Below are 18109 nucleotides of genomic sequence, written 5' to 3'. Positions count from 1 at the left end.
CGGTCGGTCGGTCGAGGCGGCTCCACGGAGTCCGGACAGGGGGATCGCATGACCACGGCGGCGGGCCGGGTGCCCGGCGGCCGGCTGGATCACCCGCGCACTCCCTGCCTGCGCCGCAAGGCGACCCTGGGGGCCAAGGCCCAGGAGGATGAGAGGCTCCCGGGAACACCGAGACCCCGCACCATTCCCTTCTCCTAGAACCTGTTCTATCTTGACGCCCCGTCAGCTCACCGACCCCGTCGGAAGGACAGGCCGTGGACTTCACCTTCACCGAGGAGCAGCGGGCGGCGGCCGAGGCGGCGCGCGGGGTGTTCGCCGGCGTGGTACCGGACGCGGTGCCCAGCCCGGCGCTCACCGCCGGCGCCGTGGCCGATGGCTTCGACCGGCAGCTGTGGTCCCGGCTGGCCGAGGCGGACCTGCTGAGTCTGCTGCTCGACGAGGCGTACGGCGGTTCAGGTCTGGACGCGATCGCGCTGTGCCTGGTGCTCAGGGAGTCCGCCAAGGTGCTCGCCCGGGTGCCGCTGCTGGAGCACAGCGCGGCGGCAGTTGCCGTACAGGCCTTCGGTGGCCCGGAGTTGGCGGAGCGGCTGCTGGCGCGGGCCGGCCGGGGCGAGCTGGTGCTGACCGTCGCGGCACACGGGCGCAGCGGCCACGACCCGGCCGAACTGGCCGTCGCCGCACGGCGGGACGGTACGGCATGGGTGCTGGACGGGATGCAGACGGCGGTGCCGTGGGCGTACGACGCGGACCTCTTCGTGGTACCGGCGCATCTGGAGGGGACGACGGCCGAGCGGACCGTGCTCGCGCTGGTCCCGCGCGATGCGGAGGGGTTGGTGCCGGCCGAGCAGGTGTCCACCAGCGGGGAGCGGCTGGCGGAGCTGCGGCTCACGTCCGTACGGATCGACGCGGGCGATGTCATCGAGGCGGACGGCGCCTGGGAGTGGCTGCATGCACTGCTCGCCACCGGTATCTGCGCGCTGGCGCTCGGGCTGGGCGAGCGGGTGCTGGGCATGACCGCCGAGTACACCGGCAGGCGCGAGCAGTTCGGATTTCCGATCGCGTCCTTCCAGGCGGTGGCCGTGCAGGCCGCGGACCGGTACATCGATCTGCGGGCCATGGAGGCCACTTTGTGGCAGGCCGCGTGGCGGATCGCCTCGGGTGCGCCGGGGGCGCTGCCCGCCGCCGGGGACGTCGCCGTGGCGAAGATCTGGGCGGCGGAGGGGGTGCGCCGGACGGTGCAGACGGCACAGCATCTGCACGGCGGGTTCGGCGCCGACACCGACTGCCCGCTGCACCGCTATCACGCCTGGGCCAAGCACCTGGAGCTGGCGCTCGGTCCGGCGGCGGCGTACGAGGAGCGGCTCGGGGACCTGCTGGCGGCCCATCCGCTGGGCTGACCGCGCCCCCGGACACGGCAGCGACGACGGCGACGAGCTGCCGGCCGGACTCGGCGTGCTCACCGCCCCGACGCGTTACAGGACGAAGCCGGGCTGACCGTCGTCCGTGATCACCTGGCGGCCCGCGGCCTGCCAGACCTGCATGCCGCCGTCGACGTTCACCGCGTCGATGCCCTGCTGGACCAGGTACATGGTGACCTGCGCCGAGCGGCCTCCGGAGCGGCAGATGACGTGGACGCGGCCGTCCTGCGGGGCGGCCTCGGTCAGCTCGCCGTAGCGCGCGACGAACTCGCTGATGGGGATGTGCAGGGCTCCTTGGGCGTGGCCCGCCTGCCACTCGTCGTCCTCGCGGACGTCCAGCAGGAAGTCGCCGTCCTTGAGGTCCGCGACCTCGACCGTGGGTACACGAGCTGCGAAGTTCATGTCCCCGACGCTACCCGAAGGCGCCGGGGTCACCGGTCCTGTCCCAGCAGGGCCGCGAGCTCCGCCTCACGCTGGGCGATGTCGGCGCGCAGCCTGCCGGCGATCTCCTCGAGGAGCCCGTCGGGGTCGTCCGGGGCGAGGCGGAGCATGCCGGCGATGGCGCCGTCCTCCAGTTCCCGTGCGACGAGGGTGAGCAGCTCCTTGCGCTGGGAGAGCCATTCCAGCCGGGCGTACAGCTCCTCGGCCGGGCTCGGGCGCCGCTCGGGCGGCAGCGGGCCGGCCGCCCATTCCTCGGCCAGTTCCTTCAGCAGTGCTTCGTCGCCGCGGGCGTAGGCGGCGTTGACGCGGGAGAGGAATTCCTCGCGCCGCTTCTGCTCCTCTTCTTCCTGCGCGAGGTCGGGGTGGGCCTTGCGGGCCAGCTCGCGGTAGAGCTTGCGGGCCTCCTCGCTGGGCCGCACCCGCTCCGGGGGGCGTACGGCCTGGTCGGTGAGCATGGCGGCGGCTTCCGGGAACAGGCCCTGGCCGTCCATCCAGCCGTGCAGCAGTTCCTCCACGCCGGGGATCGGCAGGACCCGGGCGCGGGCCTCCTCGGCGCGGCGGATGTCCTCCGGGTCGCCGGTGCGGGCGGCCTTCGCCTCGGCGATCTCGGCGTCCAGCTGCTCGATGCGGGCGTAGAGGGGGCCGAGCCGCTGCTCGTGCAGCCGGGCGAAGTTCTCGACCTCGACGCGGAAGGTCTCCACGGCGATCTCGTACTCGATCAACGCCTGCTCGGCGGCCCGTACGGCCTGCTCGAGCCGTTCTTCGGGCCGCGGTGCCTGTTCGGCTTCCGGAGTCGTCACCACCCGGCCAGCGTAGCCGCTGCGCTCGGCCAGGTCCGGGGGTGCGGAGTCTCGCCGTTGGGCCCTCGGGGGATCAGCGGGGTGGGTCCCCTTGTGGTTTCTCGCGCCCACGCGGCGAAGCCGCACCTCGCTGCCCCGCGTGCCGCGACGGACTGCGGTGCCGCGGCTTCACACCCCCAGCTCGGCCGCGACCCGCCCCGCCCTGATGCCCGCCACCAGCTCGGCGTGGTCCGCCTCGGTGCGGTCGGCGTAGGCGACGGCGAAGGCGGCTGTCGCCTCGTCCAGTTCCTCGTTCTTGCCGCAGTAGCCGGCGATCAGGCGGGGGTCGGCGCTGTGGGAGTGGGCGCGGGCCAGCAGGGCGCCGGTCATACGGCCGTAGTCGTCGATCTGGTCTGCGGCGAGGGCGGCCGGGTCGACGCTGCCCTTGCGGTTGCGGAACTGGCGTACCTGGAAGGGGCGTCCGCCGACGGTCGTCCAGCCGAGCAGGATGTCGCTGACCACCTGCATGCGCTTCTGGCCGAGGACCACCCGCCGGCCTTCGTGTTGCACCGGTGGGGTGGTGAAGCCGGCGGTGGCCAGATGGGGGACGAGCGCGGAGGGCCGGGCCTCCTTGACCTGGAGCACGAGGGGCTGCTCACGGTGGTCGAGGAGCAGCACGACGTAGGACCGGGTGCCGACGCTGCCGGTGCCGACGACCCGGAAGGCCACGTCGTGCACGGCGTGCCGGGCGAGCAGGGGGTGCCGGTCTTCGCTGAGCGTGTCGACGTAGGCCTCCAGGGAAGCGGCGACGGCCGCGGCCTCGGCGTCCGGGATACGGCGCAGGACCGGTGAGGCGTCCACGAACCGGCGTCCGCCGTCGGCCACCGTCTCCGTCGCCTTCGCGGCGAACCGGCCGCTGGTGTTGGCACGGGCCTTTTCCGAGACCCGCTGCAGGGTGCCGAGCAGATCGTGGGCGTCGGTGTGGGAGACGAGTTCCTCGTCCGCGATGGCGTTCCACGCGTCCAGTACCGGCAGCTTGGCCAGCAGCCGCATGGTGCGGCGGTAGGCGCCGACCGCGTCCTGGGCGGCCGCGCGGCAGGTGTCCTCGTCGGCACCGGCCTCCCGCCCGGCGAGCACCAGGGAGGCGGCGAGCCGTTTCAGGTCCCACTCCCAGGGGCCGTGGACGGTCTCGTCGAAGTCGTTGAGGTCGATGACGAGGTCGCCGCGGGGGCCGCCGTACAGGCCGAAGTTGGCCGCGTGCGCGTCTCCGCATATCTGGGTGCCGATCCTGGTCATGGGGGTGCGCGCCAGGTCGTAGGCCATGAGTCCGGCCGAGCCGCGCAGGAACGCGAAGGGGGTCGCCGCCATCCGTCCGACGCGGATGGGGGTCAGCTCCTCCATGCGGCCGGCGTTGGACTCGATGACCGCGGTCACCGCGTCGGGGCGGGAGGCGTCCAGGTCGAACGTGCGGTGGGCGCCGCGCGGGACGCTCGACCGCAGCGCCTTGCCCTCCTCCTTGGGCGAGCCCTGCCGTGGCCACTGGGCGAACCCGCGCACCCACGGCAACCGGCGCTTCTCCCGGTCCACCGCGTCCGCCACCACTTCCACACCGGCTCCGGTCACCGCGACCGCCTCCCCCACCCGTCGGCACGAACATCAACTCGTGCAGACCGTACAACCGGCGCCCGGAACGCGTCAGACCCTGTGGATAACCCTCTGTGGACAACCCGTGCCGCTCAGCGAGCCACCGCCACCGGGCCGGGCGGACGTGTGAGGAAGCTCTCGTCCGGCCGCCGACGTCGTCTGTACTCCGTCCGGCTCGGAGGCGAGCACGAGGAGGCGGTGTGCGGCAGCCTGGCGGCAGGGGGCAGCAGCCACCTGACGGGAGGCCGGCATGGGACCGGTACGAAGGGGCGCCGGCGCCGCCCCGGACCAGGAGTGTCCGCACGGGGAGACGGCTGGGGTGGGTCCGAGCCGCCCCCGGGTCTCCCGTCGGAGTGTGCGCCGTGCCTGAGCTGCCTGACGTCGAGGGTTTCCGCAGGGTGCTCGTGTCCTGCGCGAAGGGCAGGGTCATCCGCCGCGTCGACGTGCGCGACACGGGCGTCCTGCACGGAGTGGACGCGCGGCGACTGCGCGACGCGCTGGAGGGCCGGCGGTTCACCGAACCGGAGCGGCACGGCAAGTGGCTGCTCGCCCACACCGGTGGCCCCACCCTGCTGCTGCACTTCGGCATGACCGGCCGGCTCCTCTGCGCCGGTCCCGACGACGCCGTCCAGGCCCACGACCGCGTCCTGTTCGACCTGGGCGGCGACCGCCGGTTCCGCTACCGCGACCAACGCAAGCTGCAGGGCCTCTGGCTGGCCGACGACGACTCCGCCGTTGCCCGGCTGCTGGACCGTCAGGGCCCCGATGCGCTGGCCGTGGACCGTGAGGACTTCGAGGCCGCGCTCTGCGCACGCCGTGGTCACATCAAGACCGCGCTGACCGACCAGTCCGTGCTGGCCGGTCTCGGCAACCTGCTCGCCGACGAGATCCTGTGGCGAGCCGGGCTGCACCCCGGCACCCGGGCCGCCGATCTGACGGAGTCCGAGCGGCGGCATCTGTACACGCAGATGCGACGCACGCTGCGTTCCGCGGTCACCGCCGGCTGTGTCCCGCCGCGCGATTCCTGGCTCACCGGCCACCGTGACGATCCCGACCCGGCCTGCCCCCGCTGCGGCACCCACCTGCGCCGCACCCGCCAGGCGGGCCGCGGCACGGTGTGGTGCCCGCGATGCCAGCCGGACGGAGGCTGAACCCCGGCTCCCCGCAGGGGCGGCGCGATCAGGGCGGGCGGGGCAGGGCGGCGGGCGCCAGGACTGGCCGCCCGGGCGTCCCTGGATCGCCATGACCGCTGCGTCGGCGTCGTCCCGCCCGACCTCTGGGCGGGGCCGGTGACCTGACGGGCCGTCCGAGACAAGCGGCCGAGCGGGGCGCCCGTGAGATACCTCACCGAAGGGGGGTGGCCACGCCTCGCCGCGCGGCTGTGCGATCCCTCACAACGCCCGATACATGCGAAACGGGCCCCTGCCGTGACTTCCGTCACCGGCAGAGACCCGTCTCGTCTCTGTGCGCGAGGGGGGAGTTGAACCCCCACGCCCTTGCGGGCACTGGAACCTGAATCCAGCGCGTCTGCCTATTCCGCCACCCGCGCATTGGGTGCGTCTTCCGGTCCCGGCCCTTTCGGGCTGGCCCCTTCCGACACCCAGAACATTAGCACGTCGTAGGGGGTGGGTTCACATCCCTTCCCCACCGCCCCGGACCGGCCAGGGAGCGGGCAGGGAGCGGCCCGTGACCGTCCAGGACCGGCCGCCGTCCTCGCCCCCCGTTCCCGCTTTCCCGTGCGCGCCCGGCGGCCGAGCCGCCCTCTCCTACCCGGCCTGTGCGCCGCGCACGTATCAAGGAGACCCGCCTCACGTATCAACCTCGTACCGGTACCCGGCATCTGCCCAGGAGGCGGGGCAGGTCCACAGCCAGGTGCGGGACACTGGTCTTCGCCCCCCTCTACGATCCATGGCAACAGCAGTGCGCACCGGGAGTTCGAAGGGGAGCCGCTGGGGGAACCGGCTGATTGCCCGGCGCGTAGATACGATCAGTGAGCGGTACCCGCACGACCGGGCAAGGCAGCGCACACAACAGGCAACACAACGGCAGGGACGGAGGAGGTGCCCCATGGGAGTTCTGAAGAAGTTCGAGCAACGTCTCGAAGGTCTGGTGAACGGCACCTTCGCCAAGGTCTTCAAGTCCGAGGTCCAGCCCGTGGAGATCGCCGGCGCGCTCCAGCGTGAGTGCGACAACAACGCGACCATCTGGAACCGCGACCGGACCGTCGTACCGAACGACTTCATCGTGGAGCTGAGCGCGCCGGACTACGAGCGCCTCAGCCCCTACTCGGGCCAGCTCGGCGACGAGCTGGCCGGCATGGTGCGCGACTACGCCAAGCAGCAGCGCTACACGTTCATGGGACCGATCAAGGTCAACCTGGAGAAGGCCGACGACCTCGACACCGGCCTGTACCGGGTGCGCTCGCGCACCCTCGCCTCCTCCAGCAGCCAGCAGGCCGCCCCGGCCCCCGGCCGCCCCGCGCAGGGCGCCCCGGGCGGCGGCTACGGCTACCCGCCCGCCGCGCCCGCCGGCGCGCCCCCGATGCCGTCCGCGCCGCCGCCCGGCGCCCGCCCCGGCGGTTACGGCTACCCCCAGCCCGCCACCCAGCGGCCCGCGGCCGCTCCGATGAGCGGCGGGCGCACCCGCTACTGGATCGAGATCAACGGCACCCGCCACCAGATCTCCCGCCCGACGCTGGTGCTGGGCCGCAGCACCGACGCCGACGTGCGGATCGACGACCCCGGCGTCTCCCGCCGGCACTGCGAGATCCGGACCGGAACGCCCTCGACGATCCAGGATCTCGGTTCCACCAACGGCATCGTGGTGGACGGGCAGCACACCACCCGCGCTACGCTCCGCGACGGCTCGCGGATCGTCGTGGGCAGCACCACCATCATTTACCGGCAAGCCGAAGGGTGAAGCGGGGGCAATGTCAGAGCTGACCCTCACGGTCATGCGGCTGGGTTTCCTGGCCGTACTGTGGCTGTTCGTGATCGTGGCCGTGCAGGTCATCCGCAGCGACCTGTTCGGTACGCGCGTCACCCAGCGCGGATCGCGTAGGGAGGCCGGCCGCCAGCAGCAGGCACCCCGGCAGCAGGCGGCCGCGCCCCCGCAGCAGCGCAACCAGCAGCGGGCCCAGCAGGGCGGTGGCCGGCGCGGCCGCAACGCCCCCACCAAGCTGGTGGTGTCCGAGGGCACACTGACCGGCACCACGGTCGCGCTGCAGGGCCAGACGATCACGCTGGGCCGGGCGCACGACTCCACGATCGTGCTGGACGACGACTACGCCTCCAGCCGCCATGCCAGGATCTACCCGGACCGCGACGGTCAGTGGATCGTCGAGGACCTCGGCTCCACCAACGGCACCTACCTGGACCGGTCCCGGCTGACGACTCCCACGCCGATCCCGCTGGGCGCCCCGATCCGCATCGGCAAGACCGTCATCGAGCTGCGGAAGTAGTACGACAATGAGCGAGCGGAGCGAGCACGCAGCGGCAGGCCGCCACCCGGCCGCCGGCGCGCTCCCGACCGGAGGGTGGGCAGTGTGGCTCGACACGACCGGCTGCATTCGGAGCCGACGGGCGAGGTGCGCATGAGTCTGTCACTGCGCTTTGCCGCCGGTTCGCACAAGGGCATGATCCGCGAGGGCAACGAGGACTCCGGTTACGCCGGTCCCCGCCTGCTCGCCATCGCCGACGGCATGGGCGGTCAGGCGGCCGGCGAGGTCGCCTCCTCCGAGGTCATCTCCACCCTGGTCACGCTCGACGACGACGTGCCCGGCTCCGACATCCTCACCTCGCTCGGCACCGCCGTGCAGCGCGCCAACGACCAGCTGCGTGCCATGGTCGAGGAGGACCCCCAGCTGGAGGGCATGGGCACCACGCTCACCGCCCTGCTGTGGACCGGGCAGCGGCTCGGCCTGGTGCACGTCGGCGACTCGCGCGCCTATCTCCTGCGTGACGGAGTCCTCACCCAGATCACCCAGGACCACACCTGGGTGCAGCGGCTCGTGGACGAGGGCCGGATCACCGAGGAAGAGGCCACCACCCACCCGCAGCGCTCCCTGCTGATGCGCGCCCTCGGCAGCGCCGAGCACGTCGAGCCCGATCTGTCGATCCGCGAGGTGCGGGCCGGCGACCGCTATCTGATCTGCTCCGACGGGCTGTCCGGGGTCGTCTCCCACCAGACGTTGGAAGAGACCCTCGCCAGCTACCAGGGCCCGCAGGACACCGTGCAGGAGCTGATCCAGCTCGCGCTGCGCGGCGGCGGCCCCGACAACATCACCGTCATCGTCGCCGACGTCCTCGACCTGGACACCGGTGACACCCTCGCCGGTCAGCTGTCCGACCAGCCGGTCGTGGTCGGCGCCGTCGCCGAGAACCAGCACCACCTGCACGACAACGGCATCATGCAGACCCCGGCCGGCCGCGCCTCCCACCTCGGCCGCCGGCAGCCCGGACACGGCGGCGGCGAGTTCGGCCCGCCCGGCTCCGGCGACACCACCGGGTACGTCCCGGCGGGCAGCTTCGACGACTACGCCGACGGCGACTTCACCAAGCCGCGCGGCGGACGCAGGTGGCTGAAGAGATCCCTGTACGGCGCCCTCGCCCTGGCCGTCGTCGGCGGCGGCCTCTACGGCGGCTACCGCTGGACGCAGACGCAGTACTACGTCGGTGCCCAGGGCGAGCACGTGGCGCTGTACCGCGGGATCAGCCAGGACCTGGCCTGGGTGTCGCTGTCGAAGGTGGAGAAGGACCACCCCGAGATCGAACTCAAGTACCTGCCGCCCTACCAGCAGAAGCAGGTGAAGGCCACGATCGCCGCGGGCGGCCTGCAGCAGGCCCAGGCGAAGATCGAGGCACTGTCCGTCCAGGCCTCCGCGTGCCGGAAGCAGGCGGAGCGCACGGCCGCCGAGTCCGAGCGGAACGCGCAGACGGGCCAGGGCGAGGCCGGAGGCACCACGGGAACCACCCGTACCGCCTTCACGTCCAAGGCATCACCGACGCCGAACCCGTCGACGTCGAAGAAGCCCCCGACATCGTCCTCGAAGCCCCCGACCCCGACCGCCACTCCGAACCCCGGCCCGAGCCTCTCCGAGGATGAGCAGAAGGTCGTCGATCAGTGCGGCAAGCAGTAGCGACGCCGCGAGAGGCCCTGTCACACGATGAGCAGTACGACTAACTCGCCGACACACCACACCTCCACGATCGGCGCGATCGGCGCGCCGAGCCGCCGCAACACCGAGCTGGCCCTGCTGGTCTTCGCCGTGGCCATCCCGGTGTTCGCCTACGCCAACGTGGGCCTGGCCATCAACGGCTCGGTGCCCGCCGGGCTGCTGGAGTACGGCCTCGGCCTCGGTCTGCTGGCCGGCGTCGCCCATCTCGCCGTACGGAAGTTCGCGCCGTACGCCGACCCCCTGCTGCTGCCGCTGGCCACGCTGCTCAACGGTCTCGGGCTCGTCGTCATCTGGCGGCTGGACCAGTCCAAGCTGCTGCAGTCCCTGCCCCACTTCGCCCCGGCCGCGCCCCGCCAGCTGCTGTACACCGCGCTGGCCATCGCCGTGTTCGCCGTGGTGCTGATCTTCCTGAAGGACCACCGGGTCCTGCAGCGCTACACCTACATCTCGATGTTCGGCGCGCTGGTCCTGCTGCTCCTGCCGCTGGTGCCGGGCCTCGGCGCCAACATCTACGGCGCCAAGATCTGGATCCGGATCCCCGGCCTGGGCTCGCTCCAGCCCGGTGAGTTCGCGAAGATCGTCCTCGCGATCTTCTTCGCCGGCTACCTGATGGTGAAGCGGGACGCCCTGGCCCTCGCCAGCCGCCGTTTCATGGGCCTGTACCTGCCGCGCGGCCGCGACCTCGGTCCGATCCTCGTCGTCTGGGCGATGTCGATCCTCATCCTGGTCTTCGAGACGGACCTCGGCACCTCGCTGCTGTTCTTCGGCATGTTCGTGATCATGCTGTACGTCGCCACCGAGCGGACCAGCTGGATCGTCTTCGGTCTGCTGATGTCCGCGATCGGTGCCGTCGGCGTGGCGAGCTTCGAGCCGCACATCCAGACGCGTGTCCATGCCTGGCTCAACCCGATGCGCGAGTACCAGCTGAGCCGTCAGGTCACCCACGACGGCATCCTCCACTCCGACCAGCTCCAGCAGTCCCTGTGGGCGTTCGGTTCCGGCGGCACCCTGGGCACCGGCTGGGGCCAGGGCCACTCGGACCTGATCAAGTTCGCCGCGAACTCCGACTTCGTCTTCGCGACCTTCGGCGAGGAGCTGGGCCTCGCGGGCATCATGGCGATGCTGCTGATCTACGGCCTGATCGCGGAGCGCGGCATGCGTACCGCCCTCGCCGCCCGCGACCCGTTCGGCAAGCTGCTCGCCGTCGGCCTGTCCGGCGCCTTCGCGCTGCAGGTGTTCGTCGTCGCCGGCGGTGTGATGGGCCTGATCCCGCTGACCGGTATGACGATGCCGTTCCTCGCGTACGGTGGTTCCTCCGTGCTGGCCAACTGGGCGCTGATCGCCATCCTCATCCGCATCAGCGACACCGCCCGCCGCCCGGCGCCCACCCCCGCGACGAACCCCGACGCCGAGATGACTCAGGTGGTCCGCCCGTCATGAACAAGCCCCTGCGCCGAATCGCCGTCTTCTGCGGCCTCCTCGTCCTGGCCCTGCTCATCCGCGACAACTGGCTCCAGTACGTCAAGGCCGACCAACTGCGCACCGACCCCGCCAACCGCCGTGTCGCCATCGAGCGGTACGCGAACCCGCGCGGCGACATCATCGTCGACGGCAACCCGATAACCGGCTCGGTCGAGGCCAAGAGCGGCGACTTCAAGTACAAGCGGACGTACAAGAACGGGGCCATGTGGGCCCCCATCACCGGCTACTCCTCCCAGGCCTACGGCAGCAACATGCTGGAGGGCGTCGAGGACGGCATCCTGACCGGAACCGACGACAAGCTCTTCTTCCGCAACACCCTCGACATGCTCACGGGCAAGCCGAAGCAGGGCGGCAATGTCGTCACCACGCTCAACTCCGCCGCGCAGAAGGCGGCGTTCGACGGCCTGAAGGCGCAGGGCGGCAAGGGCGCCGTGGTCGCCCTCGAGCCGTCCACCGGCAAGATCCTCGCACTGGCCTCCTACCCGTCGTACGACCCGTCCTCCATCGCGGGCGGCTCCGACGGCCAGACCTGGAGCAGCCTGACCAAGGACAAGGCCGAGCCCATGCTGAACCGGGCCCTGCGCGAGACCTACCCGCCGGGCTCGACCTTCAAGGTGGTCACCGCGGCCGCGGCGCTGCAGAACGGCCTGTACAAGTCGGCCGACGAGAAGACGAACTCACCGCTGCCGTGGATCATGCCGGGCACCACCACCCCGCTGAAGAACGAGGGCAACATCCCCTGCGAGAACGCCACGCTGCGGGAGGCGCTGCGCTGGTCCTGCAACTCGGTCTTCGGCAAGATCGGTTCTGACCTCGGCAACGACAAGATGCTGGCCGAGGCGAAGCAGTTCGGCTTCGACTCCGAACAGTTCACCCCGATCCGCTCCAGCGCGTCCGTGTTCTCGGACAACATGAACCAGTCGCAGACCGCGCTGTCCTCCATCGGCCAGTACAACACCGCCGCGACCCCGCTGCAGATGGCCATGGTCGCCTCGGCGGTCGCCAATGACGGCAAGCTGATGAAGCCGTACATGGTCGACTCGCTCCAGTCCTCCAACCTCGACCCGGTCGAGAAGACCGAGCCGAAGGAGATGAGCCGGCCGCTGTCCCCGTCCAACGCACAGATCCTGCAGCAGATGATGGAGACCGTCGTCAAGCAGGGCACCGGTACGAAGGCGCAGATCCCGGGCGTCACCGTGGGCGGCAAGACAGGTACCGCACAGCACGGCGTGGCGAACAGCGCCAACCCGTACGCGTGGTTCATCTCCTACGCCAAGCTGCCCGACGGCAGCTCGCCGGTCGCCGTGGCCGTGGTCATCGAGGACGAGAGCGCCAACCGCGACGACATCTCCGGTGGCGGCCTGGCCGCGCCGATCGCAAAGAACGTCATGGAGGCAGTCATCAACTCCAAGAAGTGACCTGGCCCACACCAGAAAGTGACGCCGCTCACGTCGCCTTCACATCGCCGCACGTTGCGATACCGGTCCTGTATCGGGTTCCGGGCTTGGCCAGGTCATACAAAGCGAGCCGGGTACCGTAGGCCCGGACGGCAGCCTCCGGCCGCACACCACTGTGCGGCCGAGACCGACGGAGAGGGCTGGTAGGTAGCTATGGAAGAGCCGCGTCGCCTCGGCGGCCGGTACGAGCTGGGCCAGGTGCTCGGCCGTGGTGGCATGGCGGAGGTCTACCTCGCGCATGACACCCGCCTCGGCCGCACGGTGGCAGTGAAGACGCTGCGCGCGGACCTCGCGCGCGACCCTTCCTTCCAGGCCCGGTTCCGCCGGGAGGCCCAGTCGGCCGCCTCGCTCAACCATCCCGCGATCGTCGCGGTCTACGACACGGGCGAGGACTACATCGACGGGGTCTCGATCCCGTACATCGTCATGGAGTACGTCGACGGCTCCACGCTCCGTGAGCTTCTTCACTCCGGTCGCAAGCTCCTGCCCGAGCGCGCGATGGAGATGACCATCGGCATCCTCCAAGGCCTGGAGTACGCCCACCGCAACGGCATCGTCCACCGCGACATCAAGCCGGCCAACGTCATGCTGACCCGCAACGGTCAGGTCAAGGTGATGGACTTCGGTATCGCCCGCGCCATGGGCGATGCCGGCATGACCATGACCCAGACGGCAGCGGTGATCGGCACGGCCCAGTACCTCTCACCGGAGCAGGCGAAGGGCGAGCAGGTCGACGCCCGCTCGGACCTGTACTCGACGGGTTGCCTGCTCTACGAGCTGCTGACGGTGCGGCCCCCCTTCGTGGGCGACTCCCCGGTCGCGGTGGCCTACCAGCACGTACGCGAGGAGCCGCAGCCCCCGTCCGTCTTCGACCCGGAGATCACGCCCGAGATGGACGCGATCGTCCTGAAGGCGCTGGTCAAGGACCCGAACTACCGCTACCAGTCGGCCGACGAGATGCGCGCCGACATCGAGGCCTGCCTGGACGGCCAGCCGGTCGCGGCGACGGCCGCGATGGGCGCGGTGGGCTACGGCGGCTACCCCGACGACCAGCCGACGACGGCGCTGCGCCAGGACCCGGGCGCCGGGGCGACCACCATGCTCCCGCCGATGAACCCGGACGACGGCGGCTACGGCTACGACGAGCCCTCCGGCCGCCGCCGCCAGCAGCAGAAGAAGTCCAACACCTCCACGATCCTCCTGGTGGTCGCGGGCATCCTGGTCCTGATCGGCGCGATCCTGATCGGCAAGTGGGTCGCCAGCGGCGGCAACAACGGCGACGGCAAAGTGCCGGTACCGAACTTCGTCGGTGTGTCCGCGAACACGGCCAGCAAGATGGCCGACAACGTCGACCTGAAGGTGTCGATCACCAGGAAGCCCTGCGACAACCAGGCGAAGGGCAACGTCTGCACCCAGGACCCGACGGCCAAGACCGAAGTGGACAAGGGCAGCACGGTCAATCTGACCGTGTCGACCGGCGCGCCCCAGGTCACCGTACCCAGCGTGATCGGCCTGACCCTGGACGAGGCAAAGGCGAAGCTGGAGGGTGACGACTACAAGTTCACGGTGAAGACGCAGAGCCGTGTCTCCACCGAGGACCCGAACACCGTGCTCGACCAGTTCCCCGTCGGCGGCAAGCAGCGTCAGAAGGGCTCCACGATCACGCTGACGATCGCCAAGCCCGAGGACAAGGTCACCATCCCCGGCGACGTCGTCGGCAAGTCCTGCGACGAGGCGAGGACCGAGCTGCAGAACCTGGGCCTCTCCGCGACCTGCAACAACACCCCCACCACCAACCAGGACGACAACGGCAAGGTGCTGTCGACAACCCCACAGGTGGGTACGCAGGTGGCCAAGAACCAGGCCGTCACCGTCAACGTGGGCGCGTTCCAGGGCCAGCAGCAGACGCAGGTGCCGCAGATCCAGGGCAAGAAGCTCAAGGACGTCAAGCAGCTGCTCCAGCAGGCCAACCTGCAGGTCGGCAACATCCAGGGCTCCCAGGACGACAACGCGATCGTCTTCACCTCGGACCCGCCCCAGGGCTCGACGGTGAACCAGGGCACCCCGGTCAACCTGATCACCGTGGGCCAGGGCGGAAACGGCGGAAACAACGGAGGCACCAACCTCTTCGGTGGCGTCGGCGGCTGACGCCCCATCCCACCCCGCACACACGAGTGGGCCCCTGCCGGTACTCCGGCAGGGGCCCACTCGCATGTCCGGCGCGATTCAGCGCAGCTCCGCCGGAGGCGTCCGCTTGCTGTCCACCTTCTGCACCCGGACCAGCTCGCCCCACACCACGTACCGGTACTCCGAGGTGTACACCGGCGTGCAGGTCGTCAGGGTGATGTAGTGGCCCGGCTTCCTCTTGCCGGACTCCTTCGGGACCTGGTCGATGACCTTGACGTTGTACTTCGAGGTCTCCGGCAGGATCGAGAAGACCTTGTAGACGTACCAGTCGTCCCGCGTCTCGAAGACGATCGGGTCGCCCTTCTTCAGCTTGTCGATGTTGTGGAACTTCGCGCCGTGGCCGTCCCGGTGGGCGGCGAGCGTGAAGTTTCCGTCCTTGCCGGTCATGGGGAGCGCGGCCTTGACCGGGTCCGTGTAGTAGCCGGCCACACCGTCGTTCAGGACGTCCGTGCCCGTGCCCTTCTCGACCAGGACCTCGCCGTTCTTCATCGCCGGCACGTGCAGGAAGCCGATGCCGTCCTTGGTGTCCAGCGCGCCCGGCCCGGAGTCCGTGGAGTGCGCCCAGTGCTGGCGGACCTTGTCTGCCTGCTTGTCCGCCTTGCGGTCCGCTATCACGTTCGTCCACCAGAGGGAGTACACGACGAACAGGGCGAGCAACAGCCCCGCCGTGATGAGGATTTCACCGAGGACGCTGATCGCCATGGCGATTCGGCCGGAACGCCGGCCCCGCCCGGCGGGAGCCGGACCGGACGCGTCCGTGTGTTCTTCGGTGTCGTCGGCGGTCGCTGCCACAGTTCCCTCTGCCCCTACTCGCTTACTCGCTCGGCCCCGCTCGATGCCCTACTCGATGAGCGCGTCCGGCTTGCCCTTGCTCCGCGGGCGTTCCTCGACCATCTTGCCCCAGACGATCAGCCGGTACTTGCTGGTGAACTCCGGCGTGCAGGTGGTGAGGGTGATGTACCGGCCGGGACGGGTGAAACCCGAGCCCTTCGGAACGGGGTCCAGCACGCTCGTGTTGGACGGCGAGGTCACCGGCAGCATCGAGGTCACCTTGTACACGTAGTACGTGTCCTGCGTCTCGACCACGACCGCATCGCCGGCCTTGAGCTTGTTGATGTACCGGAACGGCTCGCCGTGCGTGTTGCGATGGGCGGCGAGCCCGAAGTTGCCGGTCTTCGCGTCGGGCATCGCCGTCCTCAGCGGGGCCTCGCCGTAGTGCCCGACCATGCCCTTGTCGAGCACCTTGGCGTTGCTGACGCCCTCCGCGATCGGCGCGACCACGTCCAGCTTGGGGATGTGCAGGATGGCGAAGCCCTGCCCCGGCTCGAACACCCCGGGGCTGCGTTTGCCGCTGGCCCAGTCGTCCTGGAGCTGGTGCGTCTCGCTGCCCGCCTGCGCATGGGCGCGGACGTTGGTCCACCACAGCTGGTAGGTGACGAACAGCAGCATCAGCACACCGGTGGTGATGAACACCTCTCCGATCACCCGGCTCGCGATGACGGCCGGACTCGGCCTGCGCAGTCGCTCCTGCCGCCGCGCCTCCACCCGGGTCAGCGGCCGGCCCGGCTCCGGTGCGCCGGCGGGCGCCGCCTCCCCGCCGCCGCCATGACGCCCACCGCGCCGCCTGGCGGCCTTCCTGCGGGCAGCACGGCCACCGACCGCGGTTCCGGTGGCGGAGGAGCCGGAGAGGGCCGCAGAGGACCGTGTGGGCGCGCCCTGCACGCCGGGCGGCGGATCCGGGACCCGCAGCGCCATCGTCTCGTCGTCCAGCCCAGGCCGGTACGGCTCCTCGAACGACGACCCCGACGGCACCTCCGACGACGCCTCGTACGACCCGCTGTACGCCCCCTCGAACGGCTCCCGCTGCGCGGCGCCCGTCGCGCCCCAGTCCCCAAGCGCACCGGAAGCCTCGTACGACTGATCCCCGTACGAGGCATCGGTCTCGCGCTCCGGGCGCAGCGCGGTCACGCCGTGGCCCTGCCCACCACCGGGGCCAGCCCCGTCGACCTCGCCACGGCACCTTCGTCGCCGCACTCCACCAGCCAGTTGGCCAGCATTCGGTGACCGTGCTCGGTCAGCACCGACTCGGGGTGGAACTGCACGCCCTCGACCGGGAGTTCACGGTGCCGCAGGCCCATGATGATGCCGTCGTGCGTGCGGGCGGTCACCTCCAGCTCCGCCGGGACCGTCGCCGGCTCGGCGGCCAGCGAGTGGTAGCGAGTCGCCGTGAAGGGCGAGGGCAGGCCGGCGAAAACGCCCTTGCCCTCGTGCTCCACCGGCGAGGTCTTGCCGTGCAGCAGCTCGGGCGCCCGGTCCACCACACCGCCGTACGCCACCTGCATCGACTGCATGCCCAGGCACACCCCGAAGACCGGCACCCCCGTCGAGGCGCAGTGCCGGACCATCTCCACGCACACGCCCGCCTGCTCCGGCGTACCCGGTCCGGGCGAGAGCAGCACCCCGTCGAAGCCGTCCTGGGCGTGCGTCGTCGACACCTCGTCGTTGCGCAGCACCTCACACTCGGCACCCAGCTGATACAGGTACTGGACGAGGTTGAAGACGAAGCTGTCGTAGTTGTCGACGACGAGAATCCGCGCACTCACTGGTTGTTCACCGTCACATCGTTGAAGGGCAGCAGCGGTTCGGCCCAGGGGAAGACGTACTGGAAGAGGACGTAGACCACAGCCAGGACCAGGACGAGCGAGATGAGTGCCTTCACCCATGCGCTACCCGGCAGATGCCGCCAGATCCAGCCGTACATGCCGTTCCTTCCGTATCCCCACGGCACCTGACTCACGCCGCACGCCACCAGACTAACGGCGCAGAGCCCTCGGTTCGCCTGCCTCCACAGACTGTGTGGAATCCAGGTGCGCCCAGACGATCAGCCGGTGACTGTGCCCCCATTCCGGATCGCACGTGGTCAGCGTCAGATACCGGCCCGGACGCGTATACCCGGACTTACGTGGGACAGGGTCGATCACCTCAACGTCCGTCGGCACGGTTTTGTAGGGCCCTTTGTCGATCCGATACGTGAACCAGGTCGTCCCGTCCGTGAGCACCACCGCGTCCCCCGGCCGCAGCTTCGGGAAGTCCTTGAACGGATCCCCGTACGTGCGCCGGTGACCGGCCACCGCGAAGTTGCCCTCCTGGCCGAGCTCGGCGGTCCCGGCGTAGTGGGCGAGGCCCTTCGCCAGCACATCGCGGCCGGTGCCCTCCAGAACCGGCTTGTTCCACGTGAAACCGAGCCGCGGGACGTACATGATCGCGAAAGCCCTGCCGTAGTGGTACGGCGCCGGTTTCGTCACGGAGACCGTCTGTTCGCCCGCGTCGGAGGGCGCCGGGCGCACGCTTCCCTTCGACCACTGCTGGTGCAGCCGATCGATCTGGTCGTCCATGGCGCCGTCGGCTCGCACTCCCGTCCAGAACAGCACGTAGGCCACGAAGAGCACGATCAGTGTGCCGACGGTGATGCACAGCTCGCTGACGGTCCGGACGATCACGCGCACCGGCGCCTCCGGGACGGAC

General features: G+C 70.5%; 16 protein-coding genes and 1 tRNA gene. 8 read left to right on the top strand and 9 right to left on the bottom strand.

Annotated features, from left to right (window positions below):
• Positions 1-254 precede the first annotated feature (254 nt).
• A complete protein-coding gene (locus AB0L59_RS13380) occupies positions 255-1397 on the top strand; it encodes an acyl-CoA dehydrogenase family protein (protein WP_365582362.1) in 1143 nt (380 codons plus the stop codon).
• Between the two features lie 75 nt (positions 1398-1472).
• Here the strand turns inward: AB0L59_RS13380 and AB0L59_RS13375 are convergent, their stop codons facing one another.
• From AB0L59_RS13375 to AB0L59_RS13365, 3 genes are all read right to left on the bottom strand, one after another.
• The gene (locus AB0L59_RS13375) at positions 1473-1820 is read right to left on the bottom strand and encodes a rhodanese-like domain-containing protein (RefSeq protein WP_365582360.1); all 348 of its coding nucleotides are present in this window, start codon (positions 1818-1820) and stop codon (positions 1473-1475) included.
• A gap of 29 nt (positions 1821-1849) precedes the next feature.
• Positions 1850-2659 carry a hypothetical protein gene (locus AB0L59_RS13370; RefSeq protein ID WP_365582733.1) on the bottom strand — a complete coding sequence of 270 codons (810 nt, stop codon included), beginning with the start codon at positions 2657-2659 and terminating at the stop codon, positions 1850-1852.
• Positions 2660-2827: 168 nt separating this feature from the next.
• Positions 2828-4261 carry a DUF2252 domain-containing protein gene (locus AB0L59_RS13365; protein ID WP_365582358.1) on the bottom strand — a complete coding sequence of 478 codons (1434 nt, stop codon included), beginning with the start codon at positions 4259-4261 and terminating at the stop codon, positions 2828-2830.
• A gap of 383 nt (positions 4262-4644) precedes the next feature.
• On the opposite strand from AB0L59_RS13365, the gene AB0L59_RS13360 reads away from it, so the two are divergent.
• On the top strand, positions 4645-5433 hold the full coding sequence (locus AB0L59_RS13360) for a DNA-formamidopyrimidine glycosylase family protein (protein ID WP_365582356.1): 789 nt from the start codon (positions 4645-4647) through the stop codon (positions 5431-5433).
• Positions 5434-5747: 314 nt separating this feature from the next.
• On the opposite strand, the gene AB0L59_RS13355 is transcribed toward AB0L59_RS13360, so the two are convergent.
• Positions 5748-5831, bottom strand: a tRNA-Leu gene (locus AB0L59_RS13355).
• 518 nt (positions 5832-6349) lie between these two features.
• On the opposite strand from AB0L59_RS13355, the gene AB0L59_RS13350 reads away from it, so the two are divergent.
• The 6 genes from AB0L59_RS13350 (at position 6350) to pknB (ending at position 14545) form a co-directional block, all read left to right on the top strand.
• A complete protein-coding gene (locus tag AB0L59_RS13350; protein WP_365582354.1) occupies positions 6350-7201 on the top strand; it encodes a DUF3662 and FHA domain-containing protein in 852 nt (283 codons plus the stop codon).
• 10 nt (positions 7202-7211) lie between these two features.
• Positions 7212-7742: an FHA domain-containing protein gene (locus AB0L59_RS13345; RefSeq protein WP_365582352.1), complete on the top strand. Its 531-nt coding sequence runs from the start codon at positions 7212-7214 to the stop codon at positions 7740-7742.
• 132 nt (positions 7743-7874) lie between these two features.
• Positions 7875-9419: a Stp1/IreP family PP2C-type Ser/Thr phosphatase gene (locus AB0L59_RS13340; protein WP_365582350.1), complete on the top strand. Its 1545-nt coding sequence runs from the start codon at positions 7875-7877 to the stop codon at positions 9417-9419.
• A gap of 27 nt (positions 9420-9446) precedes the next feature.
• On the top strand, positions 9447-10898 hold the full coding sequence (locus AB0L59_RS13335; protein WP_365582348.1) for an FtsW/RodA/SpoVE family cell cycle protein: 1452 nt from the start codon (positions 9447-9449) through the stop codon (positions 10896-10898).
• A complete protein-coding gene (locus AB0L59_RS13330; RefSeq protein ID WP_365582346.1) occupies positions 10895-12358 on the top strand; it encodes a penicillin-binding protein 2 in 1464 nt (487 codons plus the stop codon). Before AB0L59_RS13335 ends, AB0L59_RS13330 begins: the two co-directional genes overlap by 4 nt.
• Positions 12359-12550: 192 nt before the next feature.
• On the top strand, positions 12551-14545 hold the full coding sequence (pknB, locus tag AB0L59_RS13325; RefSeq protein WP_365582344.1) for a Stk1 family PASTA domain-containing Ser/Thr kinase: 1995 nt from the start codon (positions 12551-12553) through the stop codon (positions 14543-14545).
• A gap of 78 nt (positions 14546-14623) precedes the next feature.
• Here the strand turns inward: pknB and AB0L59_RS13320 are convergent, their stop codons facing one another.
• From AB0L59_RS13320 to AB0L59_RS13300, 5 genes are read right to left on the bottom strand one after another with little or no spacing between them, the layout of a single operon-like run.
• Positions 14624-15376: a class E sortase gene (locus tag AB0L59_RS13320; protein ID WP_365582342.1), complete on the bottom strand. Its 753-nt coding sequence runs from the start codon at positions 15374-15376 to the stop codon at positions 14624-14626.
• 48 nt (positions 15377-15424) lie between these two features.
• Positions 15425-16552 (bottom strand): class E sortase, encoded by a 1128-nt coding sequence (locus AB0L59_RS13315; RefSeq protein WP_365582340.1) that lies wholly within the window; start codon positions 16550-16552, stop codon positions 15425-15427.
• A complete protein-coding gene (locus tag AB0L59_RS13310; protein WP_365582338.1) occupies positions 16549-17187 on the bottom strand; it encodes an aminodeoxychorismate/anthranilate synthase component II in 639 nt (212 codons plus the stop codon). The genes AB0L59_RS13315 and AB0L59_RS13310 overlap by 4 nt, the downstream gene beginning before the upstream one ends.
• Positions 17184-17345: a hypothetical protein gene (locus AB0L59_RS13305; RefSeq protein WP_365582336.1), complete on the bottom strand. Its 162-nt coding sequence runs from the start codon at positions 17343-17345 to the stop codon at positions 17184-17186. The genes AB0L59_RS13310 and AB0L59_RS13305 overlap by 4 nt, the downstream gene beginning before the upstream one ends.
• 52 nt (positions 17346-17397) lie before the next feature.
• A complete protein-coding gene (locus tag AB0L59_RS13300) occupies positions 17398-18090 on the bottom strand; it encodes a class E sortase (protein ID WP_365582335.1) in 693 nt (230 codons plus the stop codon).
• Positions 18091-18109: the final 19 nt, after the last annotated feature.

Source organism: Streptomyces sp. NPDC052109 (assembly GCF_040680195.1).
Taxonomy (GTDB): Bacteria; Actinomycetota; Actinomycetes; order Streptomycetales; family Streptomycetaceae; genus Streptomyces.
Note: the sequence above shows the minus strand (reverse complement) of the source record. Positions and strands in the feature narration are given on the sequence as shown.